This window comes from Moritella viscosa (assembly GCF_900120065.1).
Lineage (GTDB): Bacteria > Pseudomonadota > Gammaproteobacteria > Enterobacterales > Moritellaceae > Moritella > Moritella viscosa.
Map to the genome: position 1 here is coordinate 30,124 of NZ_FPLG01000005.1, position 22,872 is coordinate 52,995.

A 22,872-nucleotide genomic window follows, 5' to 3' on the forward strand; every position below is an offset into this window, starting at 1 on the left:
AATGTTCAAGAAAAGTGTTGGTTTGTGGATAGTGTTGTTTTCATTTTTTACGCCACAGGCATGGAGTGAAGCAACGTCAAGCAGTAAACAACTCGATAATAGTGTTGCTAATAAGAGTGTTTCAGGACAACCAAAATTATCCGCTGATGCATTGCTAGATAACATGAAAACGGCGTTTAAGCAGTTAAATTATGATCTGTCTTATGTCGAAATTGAACGTGGTAGAATTACCCCAATGCGTTATAGTCATGGGGTAATTGATGGTGTGTCTGTTGGACATTTACTGTCATTAAATGGTAATCCACGTGAATATTTACGTCGCGGTAATATCACCAGTTTCTTTGAAGCTGAGCAGCCTGGTTATTCGTTATCATCAACCGCTATTCCAGGGTTATTATTTGATTTAATGGCAACTGAATTGACGCTTGATGATAGCTTATACCAAGCGATTTATGTGGGTGGGAAATCACGCGTGACAGGGCGTTTAAGTCAAATTGTACGTGTTGTGCCGAATGATAAATATCGTTTTGGTTATTTAATCTGGATAGACTTAACCACCAATTTACCGCTGCGTATTGACATGATTAAAGACAGTGGTGAAGTGGTGTTCCAAGTGATGGCTATTTCACTGTATCAATTCCCAGATGTGACGCCTTGGTTAGAGCAGCTTAATGCGGTAAAATTGCCACCGGTATTATCAGCAATGCAAACTCAAGCATTAATGCCTAAAGCAACGAAATCGGAGTGGAAAGCCACTTGGATACCTGATGGTTTCAAACAAATTATGAGTAACAAACACCAGATCGCAGGTATAGGTCAAACAATTGATTATATGCAGTTTTCTGATGGGTTGGTCGATATATCTATCTATGTTAATACCAATGTGAAAGCGGGTAGTTTAAGTCAAGGGTTAGGTGTATCGGGGCAAATTAGTTTACAATCTAAAATTACAGACGATATTGAGATTGTCGTGGTGGGTGAAGTGCCTAGCTTTACCGCTAAGAAAATTGCTGAATCAGTCGTCCGTAATATTGATAACTAATTTTTCTAGCGCGCGTAGCCGTACTTAACAATAAAAGATGACTTGTTAAGTCGGTTACGATTGTTTTATATAAGGCATTTACCGTATGATTATTGAAACAGCTATCGTTCAAAGTGTTACTGGTGATCAGGTTTCGGTACAGTGCGAAAGTCAATCTGCTTGTAACCATTGTCATGCGAGTGATAACTGCGGAACAGGGACAGTAGCCAAAGCATTCCCACATCGGATTCACCGTTTTATGGTCACTAAAACAGCAGATGTTGTTGCGGGTGACAAAATCGAAATTGGTTTACGTGAAAAAAATTTAGTCACCAGTGCAATGTTGGTTTACTTGTTACCATTAGCGGTAATTTTACTCTCACTTGGTCTTGGCCAGTATTTATCACAAGTTTCCCAATTTGAAGGTGAAGGCTTGGTTATTCTCGCGGCTTTTGTTGGTGGCTACATTGGTTTTAGTTGCACGCGAAAATTAAGCGCTATATTTGATCAACGCTTTGATTTTAAACCTAAAATGCTAGGTGTTGTGGTTCAATCGGAAGTGATAGGGCAATGGCGCGCTGATTAAAAGCAATGAAAGATAGCAGTCATCCCTTAAATCCGTTAAAATCCGCCTCATTAAGTGTCATATCTACTAAGTATTGGATATTATCTAACTCATGAAACACATTCGTAATTTTTCAATTATTGCCCATATCGATCACGGTAAATCTACTTTATCAGATCGTTTGATCTCATTTTGTGGTGGTTTATCTGACCGTGAAATGGCTGCACAGGTTCTTGACTCAATGGATATTGAGCGTGAGCGTGGCATTACAATTAAAGCACAAAGCGTAACGCTGGATTATAAAGCGAAGGATGGTGAAACTTACCAACTTAACTTTATTGATACTCCAGGGCACGTGGACTTCAGCTATGAGGTTTCTCGCTCATTAGCAGCCTGTGAGGGTGCTTTACTTGTTGTCGACGCTGGTCAAGGCGTAGAAGCACAAACTCTCGCAAACTGTTATACCGCGATGGAGATGGATCTGGAAGTTGTGCCAATCCTTAATAAAATCGATTTACCTGCCGCCGATCCTGATCGCGTAGCAGAAGAAATCGAAGATATCATCGGTATCGATGCAATGGAAGCGACGCGTTGCTCTGCAAAAACTGGTTTAGGTATCGAAGACGTACTTGAAACAATTGTCAGAGAAATTCCATGTCCATCAGAAGGTTCTGAAGACGCACCGCTACAAGCGTTGATCATCGATTCATGGTTTGATAACTACCAAGGTGTTGTATCTTTGGTACGTATTACTAACGGTGTATTACGTAAAGGTGACAAGATTACTGTTATGTCTACGGGTGAATCTCATCTTGTTGATAAAGCCGGTATCTTCACACCAAAACAAACAGATACAGATATATTACACTGTGGTGAAGTTGGTTTTGTTATCTGCGGTATTAAAGATATTTTAGGCGCACCAGTAGGTGATACGCTCACAAATACACGTAACCCTGCTGATGCACCCGTACCTGGTTTCAGTAAAGTTAAGCCTCAGGTTTATGCGGGCATGTTCCCAATTAGCTCTGACGACTATGAAGCGTTCCGTGATGCACTGGGTAAACTCAGTCTTAACGATGCGTCTTTATTCTATGAACCAGAAAGTTCTTCAGCACTTGGTTTTGGTTTCCGTTGTGGTTTCTTAGGTCTATTACACATGGAAATCATTCAAGAACGTTTAGAACGTGAATACGATCTTGAATTGATTACGACTGCACCAACGGTTGTTTACGAAGTAGAAACCAAAAAAGGTGAAGTTATTTACGTTGATAGCCCGGCTAAATTACCAGCAATCAATGATATTGAAGAAATCCGCGAACCAATTGCAGAATGTAACATCCTCGTACCACAAGAGTACCTAGGTAATGTAATTACGCTTTGTATTGCTAAGCGTGGTGTACAAACGAAGATGGATTATCACGGTAAGCAAGTTGCATTAACTTACGAGATCCCGATGGGTGAAGTAGTGATGGACTTCTTTGACCGTTTGAAATCAACAAGCCGTGGTTATGCGTCTCTAGATTATTCTTTCATTCACTTTAGTGTTGCTGACATGGTACGTGTTGATGTATTAATCAATACTGACCGTGTTGATGCATTAGCGATGATCACTCACCGTGACAATGCGATGAATCGTGGTCGTTTACTGGTTGAAAAGATGAAGGAACTTATTCCTCGTCAAATGTTTAACATTGCAATCCAGGCCGTTATTGGTTCACAAGTGATTGCTCGTAGTACCGTTAAACAAATGCGTAAAAACGTAATTGCAAAATGTTATGGTGGTGATATTAGCCGTAAGAAAAAACTGCTACAGAAGCAAAAAGACGGTAAGAAACGCATGAAGCAAGTAGGTAATGTTGAAGTACCTCAAGAAGCCTTCTTGGCTGTGTTACATATCGGAAAGGATTAGATAAATGGCAACCTATTTTTCACTGATATTGGTATTGGTTACTTTCGTTAGCGGTATTATTTGGGCGTTAGATAAACTGATTTGGGAGAAGGCTCGCGCTGAAAAAGTCGCATTTGCCCAAACTCAAGCGGAATTACCAGCAGAAGCTATTGCAAAATTAGGGCAAGAATCTTTTATTGTTGAAAATGCAAAATCGATCTTCCCTGTGATTGCAGCAGTGATGGTATTACGTTCATTTTTATACGAACCATTTCAAATTCCATCCGGATCTATGATGCCAACTTTATTAGTTGGTGATTTTATTCTGGTTGAAAAATTTAGTTATGGCGTTAAAGATCCGGTATTACGTTCTACACTTATCGAAACAGGTAAACCAGAACGTGGCGATGTCGCGGTATTTAAATACCCGCCACAGCCAACAATTGATTACATTAAACGTGTGGTCGGTTTGCCGGGTGATCGTATAGCCTATCGTGGAAAGCAGGTTTTCATTCAACAAGCATGCAGCGGAACAAACTGCGCAGGGTTTAAAAAACTCGATCTGAGTTTAGTCGAAATTGGCAAATTTAAAGATCAAATGGTTGAATTACAGCAATATACAGAACAGCTTGGGGATGTTAAACACAATATTTTAATTAATCCTAGCCGTCCTGATCTAGCGCGTGATTTTTATCAGCAAGATAATCCGCCAACCCGTCAATACGAATGGGTTGTACCGGACGGTCATTATTTCATGATGGGTGATAACCGAGATAATAGTGCTGATAGCCGTTTTTGGGGTTTTGTTCCGGAAGCAAATTTAGTCGGAAAGGCTGTGTTCATTTGGACGAGTTTCGAATTTGAACGCGACCCTGATTCTTTATTACCTGGTTGGATCCCAACGGGTATACGCTTTAGTCGTATTGGCAAGTTAAAATAATTATGACCATTATATTAGAAAGATTACAAACTGTATTAGGTTACCAGTATCAAGACGCTAGCCTACTGCAACAAGCTCTGACGCACCGTAGTGCTTATTTCAAGCATAACGAACGCCTTGAATTTTTAGGTGATTCAGTACTTGGTTTTATTATCTCGGATGCATTATTTTGCAAATTCCCTGAAGTACCAGAAGGTGATTTAAGCCGAATGCGTGCAACCTTAGTGAAAGGGCTAACGCTCGCTGAGATTGCTCGTGAATTTGAACTAAGTGAATGTTTAATCTTAGGTCCAGGTGAATTAAAAAGTGGTGGATTCCGTCGAGAATCTATCCTTGCAGATACAGTTGAAGCCTTAATCGGTGCTATGTATCTGGATAGCGATATCGAGAAAACACGTGAACGTGTACTGGCTTGGTATGCATCACGTCTAGCAACGATCAAACCTGGTATTGGTCAGAAAGATGCTAAAACACAACTACAAGAATGGCTGCAAGGACGTAAGCAAGCTCTTCCATTGTATCAAGTAGTGGAAGTTAAAGGTGAAGCTCATAATCAAGAGTTTACTATTCATTGCGTTATTGAAGGCCTAGAGCAACCTGTTGAAGGTAAAGGTACTAGTCGTCGTAAAGCAGAACAAGAAGCAGCTCAAAAAGCATTGGAGCAATTACAATGAGTGATATGACTTATAGCGGCTTTGTTGCTATCGTTGGTCGTCCTAACGTAGGTAAATCAACGTTACTAAACCGCATTTTGGGACAAAAGGTAAGTATTACCTCGCGTAAACCACAAACGACTCGTCACCGTATTCTAGGTATTGATACTGAAGAAAATCGTCAAACTGTGTATGTTGATACTCCAGGTCTTCACATTGATGAAAAACGTGCAATTAACCGTTTAATGAACCGCGCAGCTAGCAGCTCATTAAAAGATATTGATGTTGATGCTGTGATTTTTGTTGTTGATGGTACCCGTTGGACTGAAGACGATGACATGGTATTAAACAAGCTACGTGATATTAAATGTCCAATTTATTTGGCGATTAATAAAACCGATGCGATTAAAGATAAAGCTGAAGAGCTGATGCCACATTTGCAGGTATTGGCAGCGAAATTTAACTTTACGGAAATTATCCCTATCTCTGCAACGAAAGGGACTAACGTAGAAATGCTACGTGGCATTTGTTCGCAGCAGTTACAAGAAGGTGATTTTTACTTCCCTGAAGATTATGTAACGGATCGTTCTTCACGTTTCATGGCATCTGAAATCATTCGTGAAAAATTGATGCGTTTCACCGGCCAAGAATTACCTTACTCAACCACGGTTGAGATCGAGCAGTTTAAAGTCAGTGAAAACGGCACATTCCATATCAATGCGTTAATTTTAGTTGAGCGTGATACTCAAAAACGTATGGTTATTGGTAATAAAGGCTCGAAACTAAAAACCATTGGTACCGAAGCTAGACGTGATATGGAAACTTTGTTTGATAATAAAGTATTCCTAGAATGTTGGGTGAAAGTGAAATCTGGTTGGGCTGATGATGAACGTGCACTTCGTAGCTTAGGTTACGGAGATGAAGTGTAAATAGCTTTATTGCATGGACTTACAAAACGCTTTTGTACTGCACCGTCGACCTTTTAAGGAGTCGAGTTTACTCATCGACTTCTTTACCATTAATGATGGTAAAATTTCGTTAGTGGGACGAGCAGGCCGAGGGCGTAAGAACAGTCAAAGTGCAATTTTACAGCCGTTTACCTTACTTAATATCGCCTATGCCGGCAAAGGTGGGTTAAAATCCATGCGTCAGGTAGAGGCGGTATCTAATTCATTACCGCTCTCAGGTCGGCATCTCTATGCTAGCTTTTATCTCAATGAATTACTCTATCGTTTACTCGCCAGTGAACAAGCGAACCCCGAACTATTCTCCCATTACCAAAATGCATTATTAGCGTTAGCCAAACAACAACCTCTTGAACCCTTATTGCGTGAATTTGAACTTAATTTAATGCAATGTTTAGGTAACATTGGTGCGTTAAGCTATTGTGCTGATACCATGGATGCTGTGTACCCCGACCGTATGTATAAATACGTACCACATGTTGGGATTGTGCCATCTATTTATAAAGTTGCAGTGGATAGCTCATTTTTAGGTAAAGATTTACTCGCCTTTGAGCAAAGACTATTTAACCAAGATAATTTAGCGGCTGCAAAACGCTTTTGCCGACAAATGTTGTTACCCTATTTGGGCAATAAGCCGCTGAAAAGCAGAGAACTATTTATTAATAAGGGAATTAAACGTGAATAAGATCTTTTTAGGTGTCAACATTGACCATATCGCAACCCTACGCCAAGCTCGAGGCACTACTTACCCAGATCCTGTGCATGCAGCATCTGTCGCTGAATTAAATGGCGCAGACGGTATTACGGTGCATTTACGTGAAGACCGTCGTCACATTGTTGATCGCGATGTTCGCGTATTAAAAGAAACCATTCAGACCCGCATGAATCTAGAAATGGCAGTGACTGCTGAAATGCTGGATATTGCGTGTGAGATCAAACCTGAGTTTGTTTGTTTAGTTCCTGAAAAACGCGAAGAGCTGACAACAGAAGGTGGTTTGGATGTACTCGGCCAACAAGATAAGATAACCCAAGCGGTTAAACGTTTAAGTGAAGCAGGTATTCTTGTATCGTTATTTATCGATGCTGACAAAGAGCAAATTGATGCAGCGGTTGCCACTGGCGCGCCGTACATTGAAGTACACACTGGTGCTTATGCGGACGCAGAGTCAGAATCATCGCAACAAGCTGAGTTGAAGAAGATCGCCGCTGGTGTGAGTTATGCGCATAATGCTGGCTTGAAAGTAAACGCAGGCCATGGTTTACATTACCATAACGTACAACCTATCGCGGCTATTCCTGAAATTTATGAATTGAATATCGGCCATGCAATCATTGCACGTGCGGCATTTGATGGTTTAGGTAAAGCGGTTAAAGACATGCAAATCATCATGCAAGAAGCGCGTAATAACAGCTAAGTTATTACCTCGTATACGTATGTAAAAAAGGAGCCGTGGGCTCCTTTTTATTATGTGGTTGTTAATTGATTTAGATTAGCGGTTAATTGGGCTAATTGGGTTAATTGGGTTAATTGGGTAAATAGGGCTGTGCTTCCTTAATCACTGTTTCAATAGCTTCTTGTAACTCAAATATCTCGGGTTCAACATCTTCGATGTCTGCGCCCTTACGTAAACCGCGCTCAATCTGATCGGCTAAATTCTGAATAGGTAATACACCGCAACATGCTGCGCCACCGTGGAATTTATGAATGATTTTTTGAAATTCTGAACGTGACAAACTCCGTGCTAAGACTTGTTCAAGGTGCTCACTGATTTCAGGTAAGCTATTGATAAACATTTCCAGCATATCTACTGCAAGGTCTTCTTTACCCATTGAACGTTGTAAAGTCAGTGGCCAATCTAAAATATGGTTTTGGACAATATTGTGATCATGTGACGAATTGCTCCATTGTTGCAAGGTACGCTTTAGAATGGACTCATCAATTGGTTTTGTTAAATAATCATCCATGCCTTTACTCAGTAGACGGTCACGTTCACCACTCATTGCATGTGCGGTTACTGCAATAATTGGTGTTGATTGATTACGACTACCGGAACGAATTGCTCTACAGGCGCTGATACCATCCATAATTGGCATTTGAATATCCATAAAGACAATATCAAAATCCATTTTATTGGCTTTGGCAACGGCTTCGGCACCATTGCTGCACATTTCAATGTGAGTGACTGAATCTGCCAACATTGCACTAATGAGTTTTAGATTCGCTGGATTATCATCGACCGCTAAAATTGACAGGTCAATTTTAGGTTTTGGTTTTTCAATTTTCAGTTGTGGTATTGGCTGCTCAGCTGGTTTATCTAAATAGGCTAATGCATTTACAAGCTTACGGTGATTACACGGCTTTGTGAGACAATGTCTTGCGCCTGCGCTAATTATCTCTTCTTGTAAGCAAGGATCTGAAGAGTTAATTAATACCACTACTGCTGCATCAAGATCATGACTTTGACTCATCTTGTTATACATAGGCGTTAGATTGCTTTCATCGTTCTGGGCGATAATTACGCAGTGATATGGTTGCTTGATATAATTCTGCCACTCGGTTTCGTTAGCACAATGCAAGACATCCAGATCCCAACTATTCAGTAAGGATATTAACGAGCGTGCGGAGTAATTATCTACTTCATAGAGTAAGACTTGTTTACCTTTAAAATCGTTTACAGGTAAGGGCTCTGATAACGATGCCGAGGTAACATTGAACTTAAGTGAGAATTTAAAGTTAGAGCCTTGACCTAAATCCGAATCTAGCGATATTTCACCACCCATAAATTCAACTAAGCGCTGGGTAATAACCAGACCTAATCCGGTACCGCCATAGCGACGCGAGATACTAGTGTCTGCTTGGTTAAAGGCTTCAAAGAGTTGCGCTTGTTGTTGTTCTGAAATACCAATGCCGGTATCACGGATATTCGTTTGAATGGTGACGCTATTATGTGTGGATTCAAGTAATTCAATATGGATATCAATGTTACCGTTTTCGGTGAACTTGATGGCATTGCCCAGTAAGTTAGTGATCACTTGTTGGAATCGGAATGGGTCACCAATAATGTCATCAGGGACATTCTTATCAACATGTAGAGATAGCTCAAGGCCTTTATCATGCACTGTCGGTGCGAGTAATATGGCGGCTTCTTCAATTGTGTCCCGTAGGTTGAATGGGATCTGCTCTAGGGTTAACTTACCCGCCTCAAGCTTAGAAAAGTCGAGAATGTCATTGATGATGCTAAGTAAGTTCTTGGCTGACTTTTCAATGGTCTGCAAGTAATCTGTTTGATTCGGGCTTAGTGATGTTTTTAATAGCTGGCGAGAGAAGCCAATCACCCCATTTAGCGGCGTTCTTAATTCATGACTCATATTAGCCAAGAATTCAGACTTCACGCGTGCAGCTGCTTGCGCACGTTTTTTTGCCATATCCAGTTCAATATTTTGGATTTCAATTTGCTCTAAGGTTTCACGTAGATCTGAAGTCGCTTGGTCAATATTTTGCTGCATTTCTTCATGGTAGGCTGATAACGATTTGGCCATCGAGTTAATACCATTTTTTAGCAGGGCTAACTCACCCGTATGTTCGCCTATTACTCTGGCATCGAGCCGACCTTCTCTGATCCGATCGACAACAGTGACCATGTCGGTAATGGGCTGGGTTACGTTTTTCACTAGTCGCCAAGAGAAGATAAGCGCGGTAAAAAAGCCCAGTAATACAATAAATACCGACACGGTTGTATCGCGGTATTGCAGTAATATCGCTTTATCACGAATGAGCTGTATAGATAAATAACCGAGGATCTGTTCCGGGTTTTCTAAACTTAACGGGAAATTGGTATTGTCAATTTCAGCAATAATGGGAGAACGTAAAATGATGTAATCATCAAGTACTTCAACTTGGGTGGTTTCCGGCAGTTTACTTTTGTCGGGGTTCTTAAGAACGGAAAAGTTACGGTGATAATTGCTGGTTACAAACAGCTTATTATTGTTATCAAAAATGGCGATGCTTTTAATCGTCGGCGCAAACTTGCGGTGAGTTAAACCGAGCAGTTTTTTAAGCGATTCACGGCTGTTTTGTAACATGCCGTACTCACTCGCGATGGCCAGTGGCTCAATGATATTGATACCCTGTTCAATAAGCACGGTCTCTAGCTGCTGATAGCGGTTAAAGGTGAAATAGCTGGCTAATAATGTACCGATCAAAACTGTTGGTAAAATCGTCAGTGCCATTACTTTGGCACGAAGTCCGTATTTAGTCATAAAGTCATCTTATTGGTATCTGGTTTAATGCCATCTACAGAAGTTATTTAAAGTATAAAGCGGGAAAGCAGGTTAGAATAATACCCTAATGATGACATAGGCAATAGTTGTATATCAATATGGCGCAAATTTTTAAAGCAAAAAAAGTACAAAAAACTCCGAGTAAAGCGGTCGAGATCACTATTGAAAAGTTAGATCATCAAGGCTTAGGCTTGGGGCGTCTTGATGGCAAAGCGGTATTTGTTGCTGGTGGATTACCTGGTGAACGCGTATCAGTGAATATTATTGAACAAAAAAAACAATACGCAAAAGCGATCTTAAGAAAAGTAATAACGCCATCAGAGCAAAGAATAGAGCCTGCCTGTCTGCATTATGCAATGTGTGGCGGCTGTAGTTTACAAACACTAGATAGCCATGTTCAGGCTAATTATAAGCAAACTGCATTGTTTAGTTTATTACAGAACTTCAGTAAAAATGATGATATTGAATTTGCTGAGCCTATATTATCCAAGCCTTGGCAATATCGTCGTACCGCACGTTTAAGTGTGATGTTCGATCGTAAAGCCAAGCAATTGGTATTTGGCTTTCGTGAACGTAACAGTAAATCCCTAGTAGCAATTAATCAGTGTCCAGTATTAGTACCAGCCTTGTCAGCCTTGATTCAACCTTTACGCGAATTACTTGCTACGCTTAGTGTACGCCGTGATTTGGGCCATATTGAGTTATTTGCGGTAGATTCTGGCATTATTTGTTTGTTCCGTATCTTGAAACCTTTGAAGGATAAAGACCAAGCTTTACTGCAAGCCTTTGCTGGTGAACATCAGTTAAGTATTTACTTACAACCTGAGCCTGAATCGATACTTAAATTAACACCTGATACGCCAGCTGCTTGGTATCAACTCGCCGATGGTGAATTTGAATTAAGTTTTACACCGGGTAACTTTATTCAAGTTAACCCTGTGGTTAATAACCAAATGGTGGCGCAAGCACTCGATTGGCTCGATTTAAGTCCTGAAGACAGAGTATTAGATCTGTTTTGTGGTGGTGGCAACTTTAGTTTACCAGTTGCGCGTTTATGCCATTCAGTCGTGGGTGTGGAAGGTGTTGATGAAATGGTGCGTCAGGCACAAGTCAATGCAATCGCGAATAATGTCGATAATACGCAATTCTACCAAGCGGACTTATCGACTGACTTCTCTAAGCTATCTTGGGCAAAAAGTAGGTTCGATAAAGTATTATTAGATCCTGCTCGAGCGGGAGCTGCAGAAACAGTGCAATATTTACATAAACTAAAAGTGAATAAAATTGTCTATGTATCTTGCAATCCCGCAACATTAGCGCGAGACTCGAAGTTGTTGATGGAAAAGCATTATAAATTAACACGCCTTGGTATGATTGATATGTTCCCACAAACGGGGCATGTTGAGTCAATGGCGTTATTTGAACGCGTTTAGCGCGTGTATTTTTTGGTTTAATCTTGTTAGGAATTAAGACATGGTTGCGGTACGTGATTCTCATTTGACCAACCCGGAAGACTTTGATGCGAAAACCTGGACGTCTTCGTTAGCACTCACCTCGACAGAGCAAGATGAATTATTTGAGTTGTATTCTCAATTAGCATTAAAAGAAACTGCTGACCCCCTAATGGATGAAGCCGTTCCTGATTTCCCGTTACTTGCTTACGGGGTGGAAATGGTCGAAATATTGATGACCATGGATATGGACATGGATACCTTAAAGGTCGCTTTACTGTATCCGTTTTTTCATGCAAAGTTATATGATAACGAACAAATTGAAACCTTGTTTGGCAGTAAACTCTTACCCTTATTAATTGCCGTTGTAGAGATGGATGCGATCCGTACACTACAAGCAAAATCACAGAAACCATCAGAAAGCCAGGTGGATAATCTACGCCGTATGTTAATGGCGATTGTGGATGATGTACGCGCAATCGTGATCAAATTAGCTGAGCGTATTTGTCATCTTCGTCAGGTCAAAAATGAATCTGAAGAAGAACGCGTATTGGCTGCGAAAGAAATTTCAGATATTTACGCGCCTTTAGCCAACCGATTAGGTATTGGCCAACTAAAGTGGGAATTGGAAGATCTCTCATTTCGTTATTCTCACCCTGATACTTACAAGCAAATAGCTAAATTATTACTTGAGCGTCGTATTGATCGTGAAGAGTTTATCGACAGCTTTGTAGCGCAAGTTAAAACGGGCGTTGAAGCTGCTGGGGGGAAAGTTGAAGTTTACGGTCGTCCCAAGCATATCTACAGCATTTGGAAAAAAATGCAGAAGAAAAACTTGGATTTCACCGGTCTCTATGATGTGCGCGCAGTACGTGTGATAGCCGCTGAATTACAAGATTGTTATGCTGCTCTGGGTGTTATTCATAATTTATTCCGTCCTATTCCCAGTGAATTTGATGACTATGTGGCAAATCCAAAAGCCAATGGTTATCAATCGATTCATACTGTTGTCGCGGTTGGTGACGAGAATAAAGCGGTTGAGGTGCAGATCCGTACTAAACAAATGCACGATGATGCTGAGTTAGGTGTTGCTGCGCATTGGCGTTACAAAGAAGGTGCTGATACCACCAAAAAAGGCAGCTACGAAGAAAAAATTGCTTGGTTACGTAAGTTATTAGCGTGGCAAGATGACATGACTGAAAGCGGTAGCTTAGTAGATGAGTTACGTAGTCAGGTATTTGATGATCGCGTGTACGTGTTTACGCCAAAAGGTGATGTGGTTGATATGCCACAAGGGTCAACGCCGTTAGATTTTGCTTATTACGTGCATAGTATGGTGGGTCATCGCTGTATCGGTGCCAAGATCAGTGGTCGTATTGTCCCGTTCACGTATGAACTACAGACTGGCGACCAGATTGAAATTATCACTCAGAAAAATCCAAATCCAAGTCGTGATTGGTTATTACCGAATCTCGGTTATGTGAAATCTGCGCGCGCAAGAGCTAAGATTAATACATACTTTAAGCGTCTTGATCGCGATAAGAATGTCGCTGCTGGTAAAGACATGCTAGAAGGTGAATTGCATAAACTTAAGCTTCAGCTGTCTGATGCAAGCTGTGCTTTCGAGCGTTTTAACTCTAATACGCTAGAAGATTTATTGGCCCAGGTTGGTAGTGGTGATGCACGTCTTAATCAAGTGATTAACCATATTAAAGTACTGCTATTACAGCCAAGTGCGGAAGAAGAAGATAAGCTTGCGCTAGAGTTAGTTGACCAGCAAGTACAAAAATCACAAAACCAGCCGAAGAAAAAACGTAATAAAGATCATATTGTAGTGGAAGGTATGGGGAATTTGATGACCCATATTGCGAATTGTTGTCAGCCGATACCTGGTGATGACATTGTCGGTTATATTACGCAAGGACGTGGTATCTCGATCCACCGTAATGGTTGTTTACAGTATGCGGATTTAAGTAATCGCCAACCAGAACGTATTATTGATGCGGTTTGGGGCGACGATTTTAGTGGAGGTTATCGTGTCACACTGGTGGTACACGCGACGGATCGTAGAGGTTTATTACGTGACTTAACGACTATCTTTGCTAATGATCGTATCCATGTGGTTGGTATGAATACTCGGACGGATACTAAGTTACAAACAGCGACGTTAGAAATTAATATCGAGCTTTATAATATTGATACTCTGAGCCATTTGACCAACCGTATGAGTCAGGTTAAAGGTGTAATTTACGCTAAGCGTTTAAGATAACTGATTACGTAAAATATGTATCTGTAATTTAGTTATTTATAAAGCCGGCATTGTTATTTCAATACCGGCTTTTACCTTAGAAATAATAAATAGTGATTATTCCAACCGATCGCTGCTTCAAGTATCGCTCTACTCACAAAGTTATTTCCTTTTACTAAATAAAAATAGCACCAAAAACATACTTTAATCCACATATTAGAAATTCTGATCACTTCATTCCTTGATGTATATCTCATTCCCTTTATTTTTCTCGAATACTTTTTCTAATTAGACAGAGTGTTCTGTTTATTTGCGGTAGCGTATGAAAAACATGCTTTAAAGTTGTATAAAGTAATTGAATTTAGGGATGAATTTTGATGAAACTAAGGAAGTTTTCACTGCGCTTTACTGTCGGCACCATGTTTGTGCTTGCTACACTTATCACTGGATTTGTTGCGGTATCTTTGCAATATCATTTCAGCAAAAAAATGGCGATGGAACACACACTGCAAAGTTTATCTAAGGCATCTTTCGATTTATCCGCATATATACAAAATTTAGAACGTGATGCCTCTAATACAGCACGCTTATTGGTTGCGATGAACCAGATGTTTGATATCCAATCTAATGAGATAGAGCTTAGTAACATTCTTGCCGAAATAATGATTGAAAATTCATTATTTTACAGTATCTATGTTGGCTCAGAGAATGATGATTTTTATCAATTGATTAATCTCGACTCTTCACCGATTGTACGAGAAAAGCTTGCTGCAAACCGGGATGATCGCTGGGTTGTTATCAAGATAACGGGTGATAGACAGAATCGAGTACGTGGTACTTATTATTACGATAGTCATTTTGTATTACGAGACGTAAGTATTAGTGAGAGTAATTATTTTCCAACCGAAAGACCTTGGTATGTAGCTGCGAATACAGATTCGGTATTTAAAACCAAGCCCTACTTATTTCAACATTTAAAAATTACGGGTCAAACTTATTCACTTAAATTTAAAGACAAAAATAACCAAGATAAAAGTAGCATTCTAGGTATTGATATTGTGTTGTCTTCTATCGCAGAAAAGTTGTCGAATAATTCATTTGATTTAAGTGATATTAGCGAAATTGAGTCTTATCTATACATAAAATCTGGCGAAGTTATTTCTTCAAGCCGTCAAGCTGCTAAGCATATTACTATCCCAGAATCTGATATGTTGGCGTTAACATCGCAGCAGCGTAGCGTTATTAGCACAGCTGCGACAATAAAGATATCAAACCAAAATGACTGGGTACCGCTTGATTTTTCTTTAGCCGGAAAACCTCAAGGATATGCTATCGATTTATTGCTGTTGATTGAAGAAATGACGGGGATTGACTTTGAGTTTATTAATGGTTTTTCTTGGTCCGAATTAATCGACAAGTATAACAACGATTCTTTAGATGGATTACATTCATTACTGCAGAATCAAAACAATAGATATTCAGGTGTATATAGTGATCCTATTTATGAGTTTAATTTTGCTTTGGTGACGCGTACGAGTAGTGCGGATGTTCATAATTATGCCGAATTGGCAGGACTGAAAGTTGCGATTTTATCGGGTAGGCCTATGACAGCTAAATTACGCCGAGATTTCCCTCATATTGAGTTGATTGAATTTGTGGATCGAAATGCTGCATTTAAATCTGTTTCGGAGGGGGACACTGACGCATTATTAGATGTTAAACCGGTACTCATTTCTGGATTATCGCAATATTTCTATAAAAATCTTAAGTTGCATGATGATATTATTGATTTAGCAGAACAATTTTCTTCAGCGTTTTACATCTTGCTTAAATCTGAGCATGAGGACCTAATTCCCATTATTAATGCTGCTATAGCTAATATTAGTGCTAACCAGCGAGCGGTACTTGCGAGTAAGTGGCTTGGGAATAAAGTCATATACGACAATATTATGGTGCCTTATCAAGACTTAGTATCGTTAGCTGGATCGCAAGGTCACCATGATCAAATTATTGATCGTGTCATCGAAGGTGAGGAAAAATTAGTTTATATCAGTCCTGTTAAAGTTGGCGCCAGTTCGGAAGAGTTCTTCGCTGTAGTCATCCCGAAAAAAGTGATTTATCAGAAGGTGAATGAGCAGGTAAAAATAGCTATTTTTGTGACCGTTATTTTCATGTTATTGATGTTGCCTTTAGCTTGGTTGTTTGGTGCTCCGATTGTCAGACCAATTCGACAATTACGAATTGAAACGAGAAAAGTACAAGAGCGGCGCTATGATGAAGTGCAATTAGTGGATACGGCGATAAAAGAAGTCTGGGAATTATCTGAAGCAATGATGGATATGTCAAAAGACTTACAGCAATATGAAGCGGCACAAAAAGAATTCTTAGAAGCGTTTATTAAGCTTATTGCACAAGCCATTGATGATAAATCGAAATACACGGCTGGTCATTGTAACCGTGTACCAGAGCTTGGCATAATGTTAGCAGAGGTTACTGAGCAATGTGATTCTGCGTTATTTAAAGATTTTAAATTTGCCAACGCGGATGAGAAACGTGAATTTAGAATTGCGGCTTGGCTGCATGATTGTGGCAAGATCACTACACCTGAATATATTGTCGATAAGGGCACTAAATTAGAGGCAAATTACAACCGTATTCATGAAGTTAGAACGCGGTTTGAAGTGCTGTGGCGTGATGCTGAAATTACCGCGCTCAAACAAAAAATAGCATTACCAGAGCATAAGAGTTCGATTGATGCAGCGCTTAAAGAAAAGCATAAAAAACTGATTGATGATTTTGCGTTTATTGCGGCATCTAATGTTGGCGGTGAGTTTATGAGTGATGATAAAGTTGCCCGTGTGAAGGCTCTATCTGAACAGACATGGCTACGCCATTTTGATGATACTTTAGGGCTCTCTTCGGTTGAAGAATTGGTGAAAAAAGAAGCGTTAAACCCCCATTTTCCCGTTATTGAAAAATTGCTTTCAGATAAAGCTGAACATATTGTTGAGCGAGATCGTAAAGTAGAATTTGACCCTAAATTTGGTATTAAAATGGATGTTCCAGAGCATCAGTATAACTTAGGTGAAGTCTATAATTTAACGATTAGTCGCGGCACGTTAACTGCGGAAGACAGGTATAAGATCAACGAACATATGATCAGTACGATTAAGATGTTAGACAACCTCCCCTTTCCGCCTGAACTAAGTCGTGTCCCGCGTTATGCTTCAACCCACCATGAAACATTAAAAGGCACGGGTTATCCGCGTAAACTGACTGCCGATGATCTTTCTATTCCAGAACGTATCTTAGTGATCGCTGATATCTTTGAAGCCCTGACAGCGTCTGACCGTCCTTATAAGAAAGCTAAACCAGTCAGTGTTGCAGTTGATATCATGTATAAGATGGCCTTGGATCAGCATTTAGATATTGAGTTGTTTAGATTATTTTTACAAAGCGGTACGCATATTAAATATGCGCAAAAATATTTGAAGTCTGAACAAATTGATGAGATTGATTTAAGTAAATATCTGCAACCAGAACAGTTAGGTGAGGTTGATTTAAGTAAAAAATTGACTGCTTAATGGCTATCATAATGTACTGTGGATAATCATGAGATGATCCACAGTACTTTTAAACCCTTCCTCGTTCATTTGTCATGCCTCTCCAAACGTAATGAATATCATTATATACTCACTAACAAATCATTTAATCTCAGTTTATGGTTCTATTTAACGTAATGAGTCAAGATCTCGAGATTTCGCAGAAAAATTGAATTAATAGGATTTATCTTGAAAGAAAAGTACACGATCAATGATTTACAGCATATGGTTGAACAGTTACGTAATCCAGATACAGGCTGTCCTTGGAACCTGCAGCAAGACTTTGCGTCGATAGCTAAATTTACGTTAGAAGAAGCCTATGAAGTGGTTGATGCTATTGAAAATAATGATGTAAAAGGTCTCGAGGGTGAAGTTGGTGATTTGCTTTACCACGTACTCTACTATACCCAATTAGGGCATGAACAGGCGTTATTCAGCTTTGATAGCGTTATTCAACAGCTTGCAGAGAAATTAACTCAACGTCACCCATATGTTTTTGGTGAAATAAAACTACAACACGAATCTGAAGTTATTGCTGCATGGCAAAAACAAAAGTCGAAAGAGCGTGTTGAAAATCATGAAGAATCGGATCAACACAGTGCATTAGACAACATTCCTAATGCATTCCCAGCACTAGTTAGAGCGACTAAAATACAACAGCGTGCCGCTGATGTTAAATTTGATTTTGAATCCTATAAGCAAGCATTATCAAAGGTTTATGAGGAAATTGGTGAGGTTGTTGAGGAGGCGGATGCTAGGGTGGTTGATCAGGCTAAACTTGAAGAGGAGTTAGGGGATCTATTGTTCTCTGTTGTGAATGTAACACGCCATCTAAAACACGACCCAGAGCAAGCACTTCGCAAGGCAAATGAAAAGTTTGAAAAAAGATTTAGGCAGGTTGAAGTACTTGCATTACAGAACGGTAAGTCACTAAGTGATTGTTCTATAGGTGAAATGGAGTCGCTTTGGTTGAAAGTGAAATAAAATTACAACACATGATCTACCGCACAGTTATCAAAAAACGGTAATGCTATACTTGTCAACATTGTGGGATGAGGGGGATTTGTTTATAATGTCGTCCCTTCTGGTATATATTCAATAATACACATTTAATCCCTAACAACTTCAGGTTATGTATGACAACTAAGTACGTTTTTGTTACTGGTGGGGTAGTATCCTCATTAGGTAAAGGTATTGCGGCAGCATCATTAGCAGCTATTTTAGAAGCGCGTGGCTTAAAAGTCACAATGATGAAACTAGACCCTTACATTAACATTGATCCGGGCACAATGAGCCCGATTCAACATGGTGAAGTATTCGTAACGGACGATGGTGCTGAGACCGATCTAGATCTAGGTCACTATGAGCGCTTTATTCGTACTCACATGACTAAACGTAATAACTTTACAACGGGTAAAGTATATTCATCTGTGCTTGCTAAAGAGCGTCGTGGTGATTACTTAGGTGCAACCATTCAGGTTATTCCACATATTACTAATGAGATCAAAGAGCGTGTTATTGCTGGTAGTGAAGGCTTTGATGTTGCAGTAGTAGAAGTGGGCGGTACGGTAGGTGATATCGAATCACAACCTTTCCTAGAAGCATTACGCCAAATGGGCGTGCAACTGGGCCGTGATAACACCATGTTTATGCATTTAACATTAGTACCTTATTTAGGTGCTGCTGGTGAAGTTAAAACAAAACCAACACAACATTCAGTAAAAGAGTTACGTTCAATTGGTATTCAGCCTGACATTCTAATTTGTCGTTCTGATCGTAATGTACCAGCGAACGAACGCGCTAAAATTTCGTTATTCTGTAACGTAGAAGAAAAAGCCGTTATTTCACTGAAAGATGTGGACAGTATTTACAAAATTCCTGCGCTATTAAAATCACAAGGTTTAGACGAGCTAATTGTTAATCGTTTCGGTTTAACAGCACCAGAAGCCGATCTAGCTGAGTGGGAACAGGTAATTTTTGAAGAAGCTAACCCAACTGAAGAAATCGTTATTGGTATGGTTGGTAAATATATCGAACTGCCAGACGCATACAAATCAGTAAATGAAGCACTTAAGCACGGTGGTTTGAAAAATCGTCTAAGCGTGAAAATTAAATATATTGATTCACAAGATCTTGAAGCGAAAGGCACTGATATTCTTAAAACTGTTGACGGTATCTTGGTACCAGGTGGTTTCGGTGAACGTGGTGTTGAAGGTAAAATTCTTGCAGCCCAATTTGCGCGTGAGAACAAGGTTCCTTATTTCGGTATCTGTTTAGGTATGCAAGTAGCGTTAATCGAATTCGCACGTAATGTTGCAGGTCTAGAAGGCGCACATTCAACAGAGTTTAACCCTCAGACTAAGTTCCCTGTAGTTGGTTTAATTACAGAATGGATTGATGAATCAGGTAACGTTGAAGAACGTACTGGTGCATCAGACCTGGGTGGTACTATGCGTTTAGGTGCACAACTGTGTCACCTGAAAGCGGGTAGTAAAGTAAGAGAAATGTACGGTAGTGCGACGATTAAAGAACGTCATCGTCACCGTTATGAAGTTAACAACAACCTTCTGCCTAAAATCGAAAAAGCAGGCCTTAAAGTAACAGGCTTATCTGCTGATAAGAAATTAGTAGAGATTGTTGAGAATCCGAATCATCCTTGGTTTGTTGCTGCGCAATTCCACCCGGAATTCACGTCAACACCACGAGATGGTCACGCATTATTTGAAGGATTCATTAATGCTGCTGGTGAAAATAAAAAATCATCAACTAGCTAATCAGAGATTTTAATATTAGTGCCGCGGTAACGCGGCATACTTAAATTTTTAATAGTTAAGGAAGTAAAAATGTCTAAGATCGTTAAAATTATTGGTCGCGAAATCATTGATTCACGTGGTAATCCTACTGTTGAAGCTGAAGTTCACCTAGAAGGTGGTTTCATTGGTATGGCACCAGCTCCATCTGGTGCATCAACAGGTTCTCGTGAAGCACTTGAATTACGTGACGGCGACAAAACTCGCTTTTTAGGTAAAGGTGTTCTTAAAGCTGTTGCAGCAATCAATGGTCCAATTGCTGAAGCTCTAATTGGTAAAGATGCAACTGATCAAGCTGCAATCGACCAAGTGATGATCGATCTAGACGGTACTGAAAACAAAGCTAACTTCGGTGCTAATGCTATCCTTGCTGTTTCTCTAGCTAACGCTAAAGCGGCTGCATCTGCAAAAGGTTTACCACTTTACGCTCACATTGCTGAGTTAAACGGTACTCCTGGTCAATACTCTATGCCTCTACCTATGATGAACATCATCAACGGTGGCGAGCACGCTGATAACAACGTAGACATTCAAGAGTTCATGATCCAACCTGTTGGCGCTAAAACTCTTAAAGAAGCACTACGTATCGGTGCTGAAGTATTCCACAACCTAGCTAAAGTTCTTAAGTCTAAAGGCCTAAGCACTGCCGTTGGTGATGAAGGTGGTTTTGCTCCTGACTTAGAATCAAATGCTGCTGCACTAGCTGCAATTGAAGAAGCTGTTAAAGCTGCTGGTTATGAAATGGGTAAAGACGTTACACTAGCTATGGATTGTGCTGCTTCTGAGTTCTATAACAAAGAAGAAGGTATCTACGATCTTAAAGGCGAAGGTAAGAAATTTACTGCTGAAGAGTTCAACCACTATCTTGCTGGTCTTGTTGACCAATACCCAATCGTATCGATTGAAGATGGTCTAGATGAATCTGATTGGGCTGGTTTCAAACATCAGACTGAACTACTAGGTGACAAGATCCAATTAGTTGGTGATGATTTATTTGTGACTAACACTAAGATTTTGACACGTGGTATTGAAGAAGGTATCACTAACTCAATCTTAATCAAATTCAACCAAATTGGTTCACTAACTGAAACGTTAGCTGCAATCAAAATGGCGAAAGACGCAGGCTTTACAGCTGTAATCTCTCACCGTTCTGGTGAAACTGAAGATGCAACAATTGCTGACCTTGCTGTTGGTACATGTGCTGGCCAAATCAAAACTGGTTCTATGAGCCGTTCGGATCGTGTTGCTAAGTACAACCAATTAATTCGTATCGAAGAAGCGCTAGGTGATGCTGCACCTTTCCACGGTCTTAAAGAGGTTAAAGGTCAAGCTTAATTTGCTTAACTGTTAATTCTGAATAGATTAAAAAACCCGCTTTTTAGCGGGTTTTTTTTATGTATACGCTAACCAAACTCCGCATTATATGTGACAATAACTGATTAATTTACAGGATGATTGTCATGCGCCTTCTTTATTTTGTATTAATCTCCATACTCAGCTTGCTGATCTATCATTTTATTGCCGGTAATAACGGGGTGATGGATTACACACGTATCGAACGTGAAGTAATTGTCCAGCAAATGAATAATCAAGTTTTAATCGATCGTAATACTGCGTTAAAAAATGAAATATTAGATTTACGTAATGGGTATGATGCGATAGAAGAGCGAACCCGGAATGAACTTGGTATGATTAAAGAGGGTGAAACCTTTTACCGTATTATTAATGATGACAATTAGGTTACCGAGATGACAGAACAATTCATTGCGGTTGTCCCAGCCGCTGGCGTCGGCGCCAGAATGGGCGCGAGTATACCCAAACAATATTTAATGCTGCAAGGTAAAACAGTGATTGAACACACGTTAACTGTGTTATTAAGTCACCCTCGTATTGCGAAAGTTGTTGTGGCTCTCGGTCCGGAAGATGGCTGGTTTAGTGATATTGCTATCGCCAAAGATCCGGCTATTATCCGTGTTAATGGCGGTAAAGAGCGTGCTGATTCGGTACTCGCAGGATTACAGGCTTGTCAATCGTATAATTGGGTTCTGGTACATGATGCAGCACGGCCTTGTCTTACTCATACTGATGTAGACTGTCTGATTACAGGCGCACTTGCATCTGAATATGGTGCTATTTTAGGGTGTCAGGTTCGCGATACAATGAAACGTACTGATGCTAATGGTAATATTATTGCGACGGTCGAGCGTGATTTATTATGGCATGCGTTAACACCACAAATGTTTCCCGTTAAATTGTTAACCGATGCGTTAACAGCGGGATTAGCGGATAATGCGAATATTACCGATGAGGCTTCAGCCATTGAACGATTAGGTTTAATGCCTAAAATTGTCGTAGGTCGCGCGGATAATATTAAAATTACACGTCCAGAAGACATGCCGTTAGCAACACTGTATCTACAACAGTCTGTGAAAAATAAATAGGGAAAAT

17 protein-coding genes are annotated in these 22,872 nt (G+C 40.0%); 16 read left to right on the forward strand and 1 reads right to left on the reverse strand.

What is annotated here, in order from left to right; all coding sequences use genetic code 11:
• The first annotated feature begins 1 nt into the window (after nucleotide 1).
• From BT797_RS00685 to pdxJ, 8 genes are all read left to right on the forward strand, one after another.
• A complete protein-coding gene (locus BT797_RS00685) occupies nucleotides 2-1,042 on the forward strand; it encodes a MucB/RseB C-terminal domain-containing protein (protein WP_045108883.1) in 1,041 nt (346 codons plus the stop codon).
• An 85-nt stretch (nucleotides 1,043-1,127) separates the two neighbouring features.
• Entirely contained in the window at nucleotides 1,128-1,607 is a 480-nt protein-coding gene (locus BT797_RS00690; RefSeq protein WP_045108884.1) for a SoxR reducing system RseC family protein, read from the forward strand.
• Between the two features lie 91 nt (nucleotides 1,608-1,698).
• Nucleotides 1,699-3,495, forward strand: a complete 1,797-nt coding sequence (lepA, locus tag BT797_RS00695) for a translation elongation factor 4 (protein WP_045108885.1) — start codon at nucleotides 1,699-1,701, stop codon at nucleotides 3,493-3,495.
• A gap of 4 nt (nucleotides 3,496-3,499) precedes the next feature.
• Entirely contained in the window at nucleotides 3,500-4,414 is a 915-nt protein-coding gene (lepB, locus tag BT797_RS00700; RefSeq protein ID WP_045108886.1) for a signal peptidase I, read from the forward strand.
• Nucleotides 4,415-4,416: 2 nt separating this feature from the next.
• Entirely contained in the window at nucleotides 4,417-5,088 is a 672-nt protein-coding gene (rnc, locus tag BT797_RS00705; RefSeq protein ID WP_045108887.1) for a ribonuclease III, read from the forward strand.
• Nucleotides 5,085-5,996: a GTPase Era gene (era, locus tag BT797_RS00710; protein ID WP_045108888.1), complete on the forward strand. Its 912-nt coding sequence runs from the start codon at nucleotides 5,085-5,087 to the stop codon at nucleotides 5,994-5,996. The genes rnc and era overlap by 4 nt, the downstream gene beginning before the upstream one ends.
• A gap of 13 nt (nucleotides 5,997-6,009) precedes the next feature.
• Nucleotides 6,010-6,717, forward strand: a complete 708-nt coding sequence (gene recO / locus BT797_RS00715) for a DNA repair protein RecO (RefSeq protein ID WP_045108889.1) — start codon at nucleotides 6,010-6,012, stop codon at nucleotides 6,715-6,717.
• Nucleotides 6,710-7,447, forward strand: a complete 738-nt coding sequence (gene pdxJ / locus BT797_RS00720; protein ID WP_045108890.1) for a pyridoxine 5'-phosphate synthase — start codon at nucleotides 6,710-6,712, stop codon at nucleotides 7,445-7,447. Before recO ends, pdxJ begins: the two co-directional genes overlap by 8 nt.
• Nucleotides 7,448-7,556: 109 nt before the next feature.
• Here the strand turns inward: pdxJ and barA are convergent, their stop codons facing one another.
• Complete coding sequence (barA, locus tag BT797_RS00725) at nucleotides 7,557-10,292, reverse strand: two-component sensor histidine kinase BarA (protein ID WP_075470864.1); 2,736 nt, start codon at nucleotides 10,290-10,292, stop codon at nucleotides 7,557-7,559.
• 119 nt (nucleotides 10,293-10,411) lie between these two features.
• Here barA and rlmD point away from each other — a divergent pair, with 119 nt between their 5' ends.
• The 8 genes from rlmD (at nucleotide 10,412) to ispD (ending at nucleotide 22,865) form a co-directional block, all read left to right on the forward strand.
• Nucleotides 10,412-11,746, forward strand: coding sequence for a 23S rRNA (uracil(1939)-C(5))-methyltransferase RlmD (rlmD, locus tag BT797_RS00730; RefSeq protein WP_045108892.1), 1,335 nt, complete (start codon nucleotides 10,412-10,414; stop codon nucleotides 11,744-11,746).
• Between the two features lie 40 nt (nucleotides 11,747-11,786).
• Nucleotides 11,787-14,033 carry a GTP diphosphokinase gene (relA, locus tag BT797_RS00735; protein ID WP_075470866.1) on the forward strand — a complete coding sequence of 749 codons (2,247 nt, stop codon included), beginning with the start codon at nucleotides 11,787-11,789 and terminating at the stop codon, nucleotides 14,031-14,033.
• 356 nt (nucleotides 14,034-14,389) lie between these two features.
• A complete protein-coding gene (locus BT797_RS00740) occupies nucleotides 14,390-17,596 on the forward strand; it encodes an HD domain-containing phosphohydrolase (protein ID WP_075470868.1) in 3,207 nt (1,068 codons plus the stop codon).
• Between the two features lie 207 nt (nucleotides 17,597-17,803).
• Nucleotides 17,804-18,598, forward strand: coding sequence for a nucleoside triphosphate pyrophosphohydrolase (mazG, locus tag BT797_RS00745; RefSeq protein WP_075470869.1), 795 nt, complete (start codon nucleotides 17,804-17,806; stop codon nucleotides 18,596-18,598).
• 152 nt (nucleotides 18,599-18,750) lie between these two features.
• Entirely contained in the window at nucleotides 18,751-20,388 is a 1,638-nt protein-coding gene (locus BT797_RS00750; protein WP_045108896.1) for a CTP synthase, read from the forward strand.
• A 69-nt stretch (nucleotides 20,389-20,457) separates the two neighbouring features.
• Entirely contained in the window at nucleotides 20,458-21,759 is a 1,302-nt protein-coding gene (eno, locus tag BT797_RS00755; protein WP_045108897.1) for a phosphopyruvate hydratase, read from the forward strand.
• A 125-nt stretch (nucleotides 21,760-21,884) separates the two neighbouring features.
• Nucleotides 21,885-22,163 carry a cell division protein FtsB gene (ftsB, locus tag BT797_RS00760; protein WP_045108898.1) on the forward strand — a complete coding sequence of 93 codons (279 nt, stop codon included), beginning with the start codon at nucleotides 21,885-21,887 and terminating at the stop codon, nucleotides 22,161-22,163.
• A gap of 9 nt (nucleotides 22,164-22,172) precedes the next feature.
• Nucleotides 22,173-22,865: a 2-C-methyl-D-erythritol 4-phosphate cytidylyltransferase gene (gene ispD / locus BT797_RS00765; RefSeq protein ID WP_045108899.1), complete on the forward strand. Its 693-nt coding sequence runs from the start codon at nucleotides 22,173-22,175 to the stop codon at nucleotides 22,863-22,865.
• Nucleotides 22,866-22,872: the final 7 nt, after the last annotated feature.

What these genes read in the sequence shown, in the direction of transcription:
- BT797_RS00690 (WP_045108884.1), top strand. Translation starts at nt 1,128, where the DNA reads ATGATTATTGAAACAGCTATCGTTCAAAGTGTTACTGGTGATCAGGTT.
- recO (WP_045108889.1), top strand. Translation starts at nt 6,010, where the DNA reads ATGGACTTACAAAACGCTTTTGTACTGCACCGTCGACCTTTTAAGGAG.
- eno (WP_045108897.1), top strand. Translation starts at nt 20,458, where the DNA reads ATGTCTAAGATCGTTAAAATTATTGGTCGCGAAATCATTGATTCACGT.
- barA (WP_075470864.1), bottom strand. Translation starts at nt 10,292, where the DNA reads ATGACTAAATACGGACTTCGTGCCAAAGTAATGGCACTGACGATTTTA.
- rnc (WP_045108887.1), top strand. Translation starts at nt 4,417, where the DNA reads ATGACCATTATATTAGAAAGATTACAAACTGTATTAGGTTACCAGTAT.
- BT797_RS00750 (WP_045108896.1), top strand. Translation starts at nt 18,751, where the DNA reads ATGACAACTAAGTACGTTTTTGTTACTGGTGGGGTAGTATCCTCATTA.
- lepB (WP_045108886.1), top strand. Translation starts at nt 3,500, where the DNA reads ATGGCAACCTATTTTTCACTGATATTGGTATTGGTTACTTTCGTTAGC.
- BT797_RS00740 (WP_075470868.1), top strand. Translation starts at nt 14,390, where the DNA reads ATGAAACTAAGGAAGTTTTCACTGCGCTTTACTGTCGGCACCATGTTT.
- ftsB (WP_045108898.1), top strand. Translation starts at nt 21,885, where the DNA reads ATGCGCCTTCTTTATTTTGTATTAATCTCCATACTCAGCTTGCTGATC.
- era (WP_045108888.1), top strand. Translation starts at nt 5,085, where the DNA reads ATGAGTGATATGACTTATAGCGGCTTTGTTGCTATCGTTGGTCGTCCT.
- relA (WP_075470866.1), top strand. Translation starts at nt 11,787, where the DNA reads ATGGTTGCGGTACGTGATTCTCATTTGACCAACCCGGAAGACTTTGAT.
- lepA (WP_045108885.1), top strand. Translation starts at nt 1,699, where the DNA reads ATGAAACACATTCGTAATTTTTCAATTATTGCCCATATCGATCACGGT.
- ispD (WP_045108899.1), top strand. Translation starts at nt 22,173, where the DNA reads ATGACAGAACAATTCATTGCGGTTGTCCCAGCCGCTGGCGTCGGCGCC.
- BT797_RS00685 (WP_045108883.1), top strand. Translation starts at nt 2, where the DNA reads ATGTTCAAGAAAAGTGTTGGTTTGTGGATAGTGTTGTTTTCATTTTTT.
- rlmD (WP_045108892.1), top strand. Translation starts at nt 10,412, where the DNA reads ATGGCGCAAATTTTTAAAGCAAAAAAAGTACAAAAAACTCCGAGTAAA.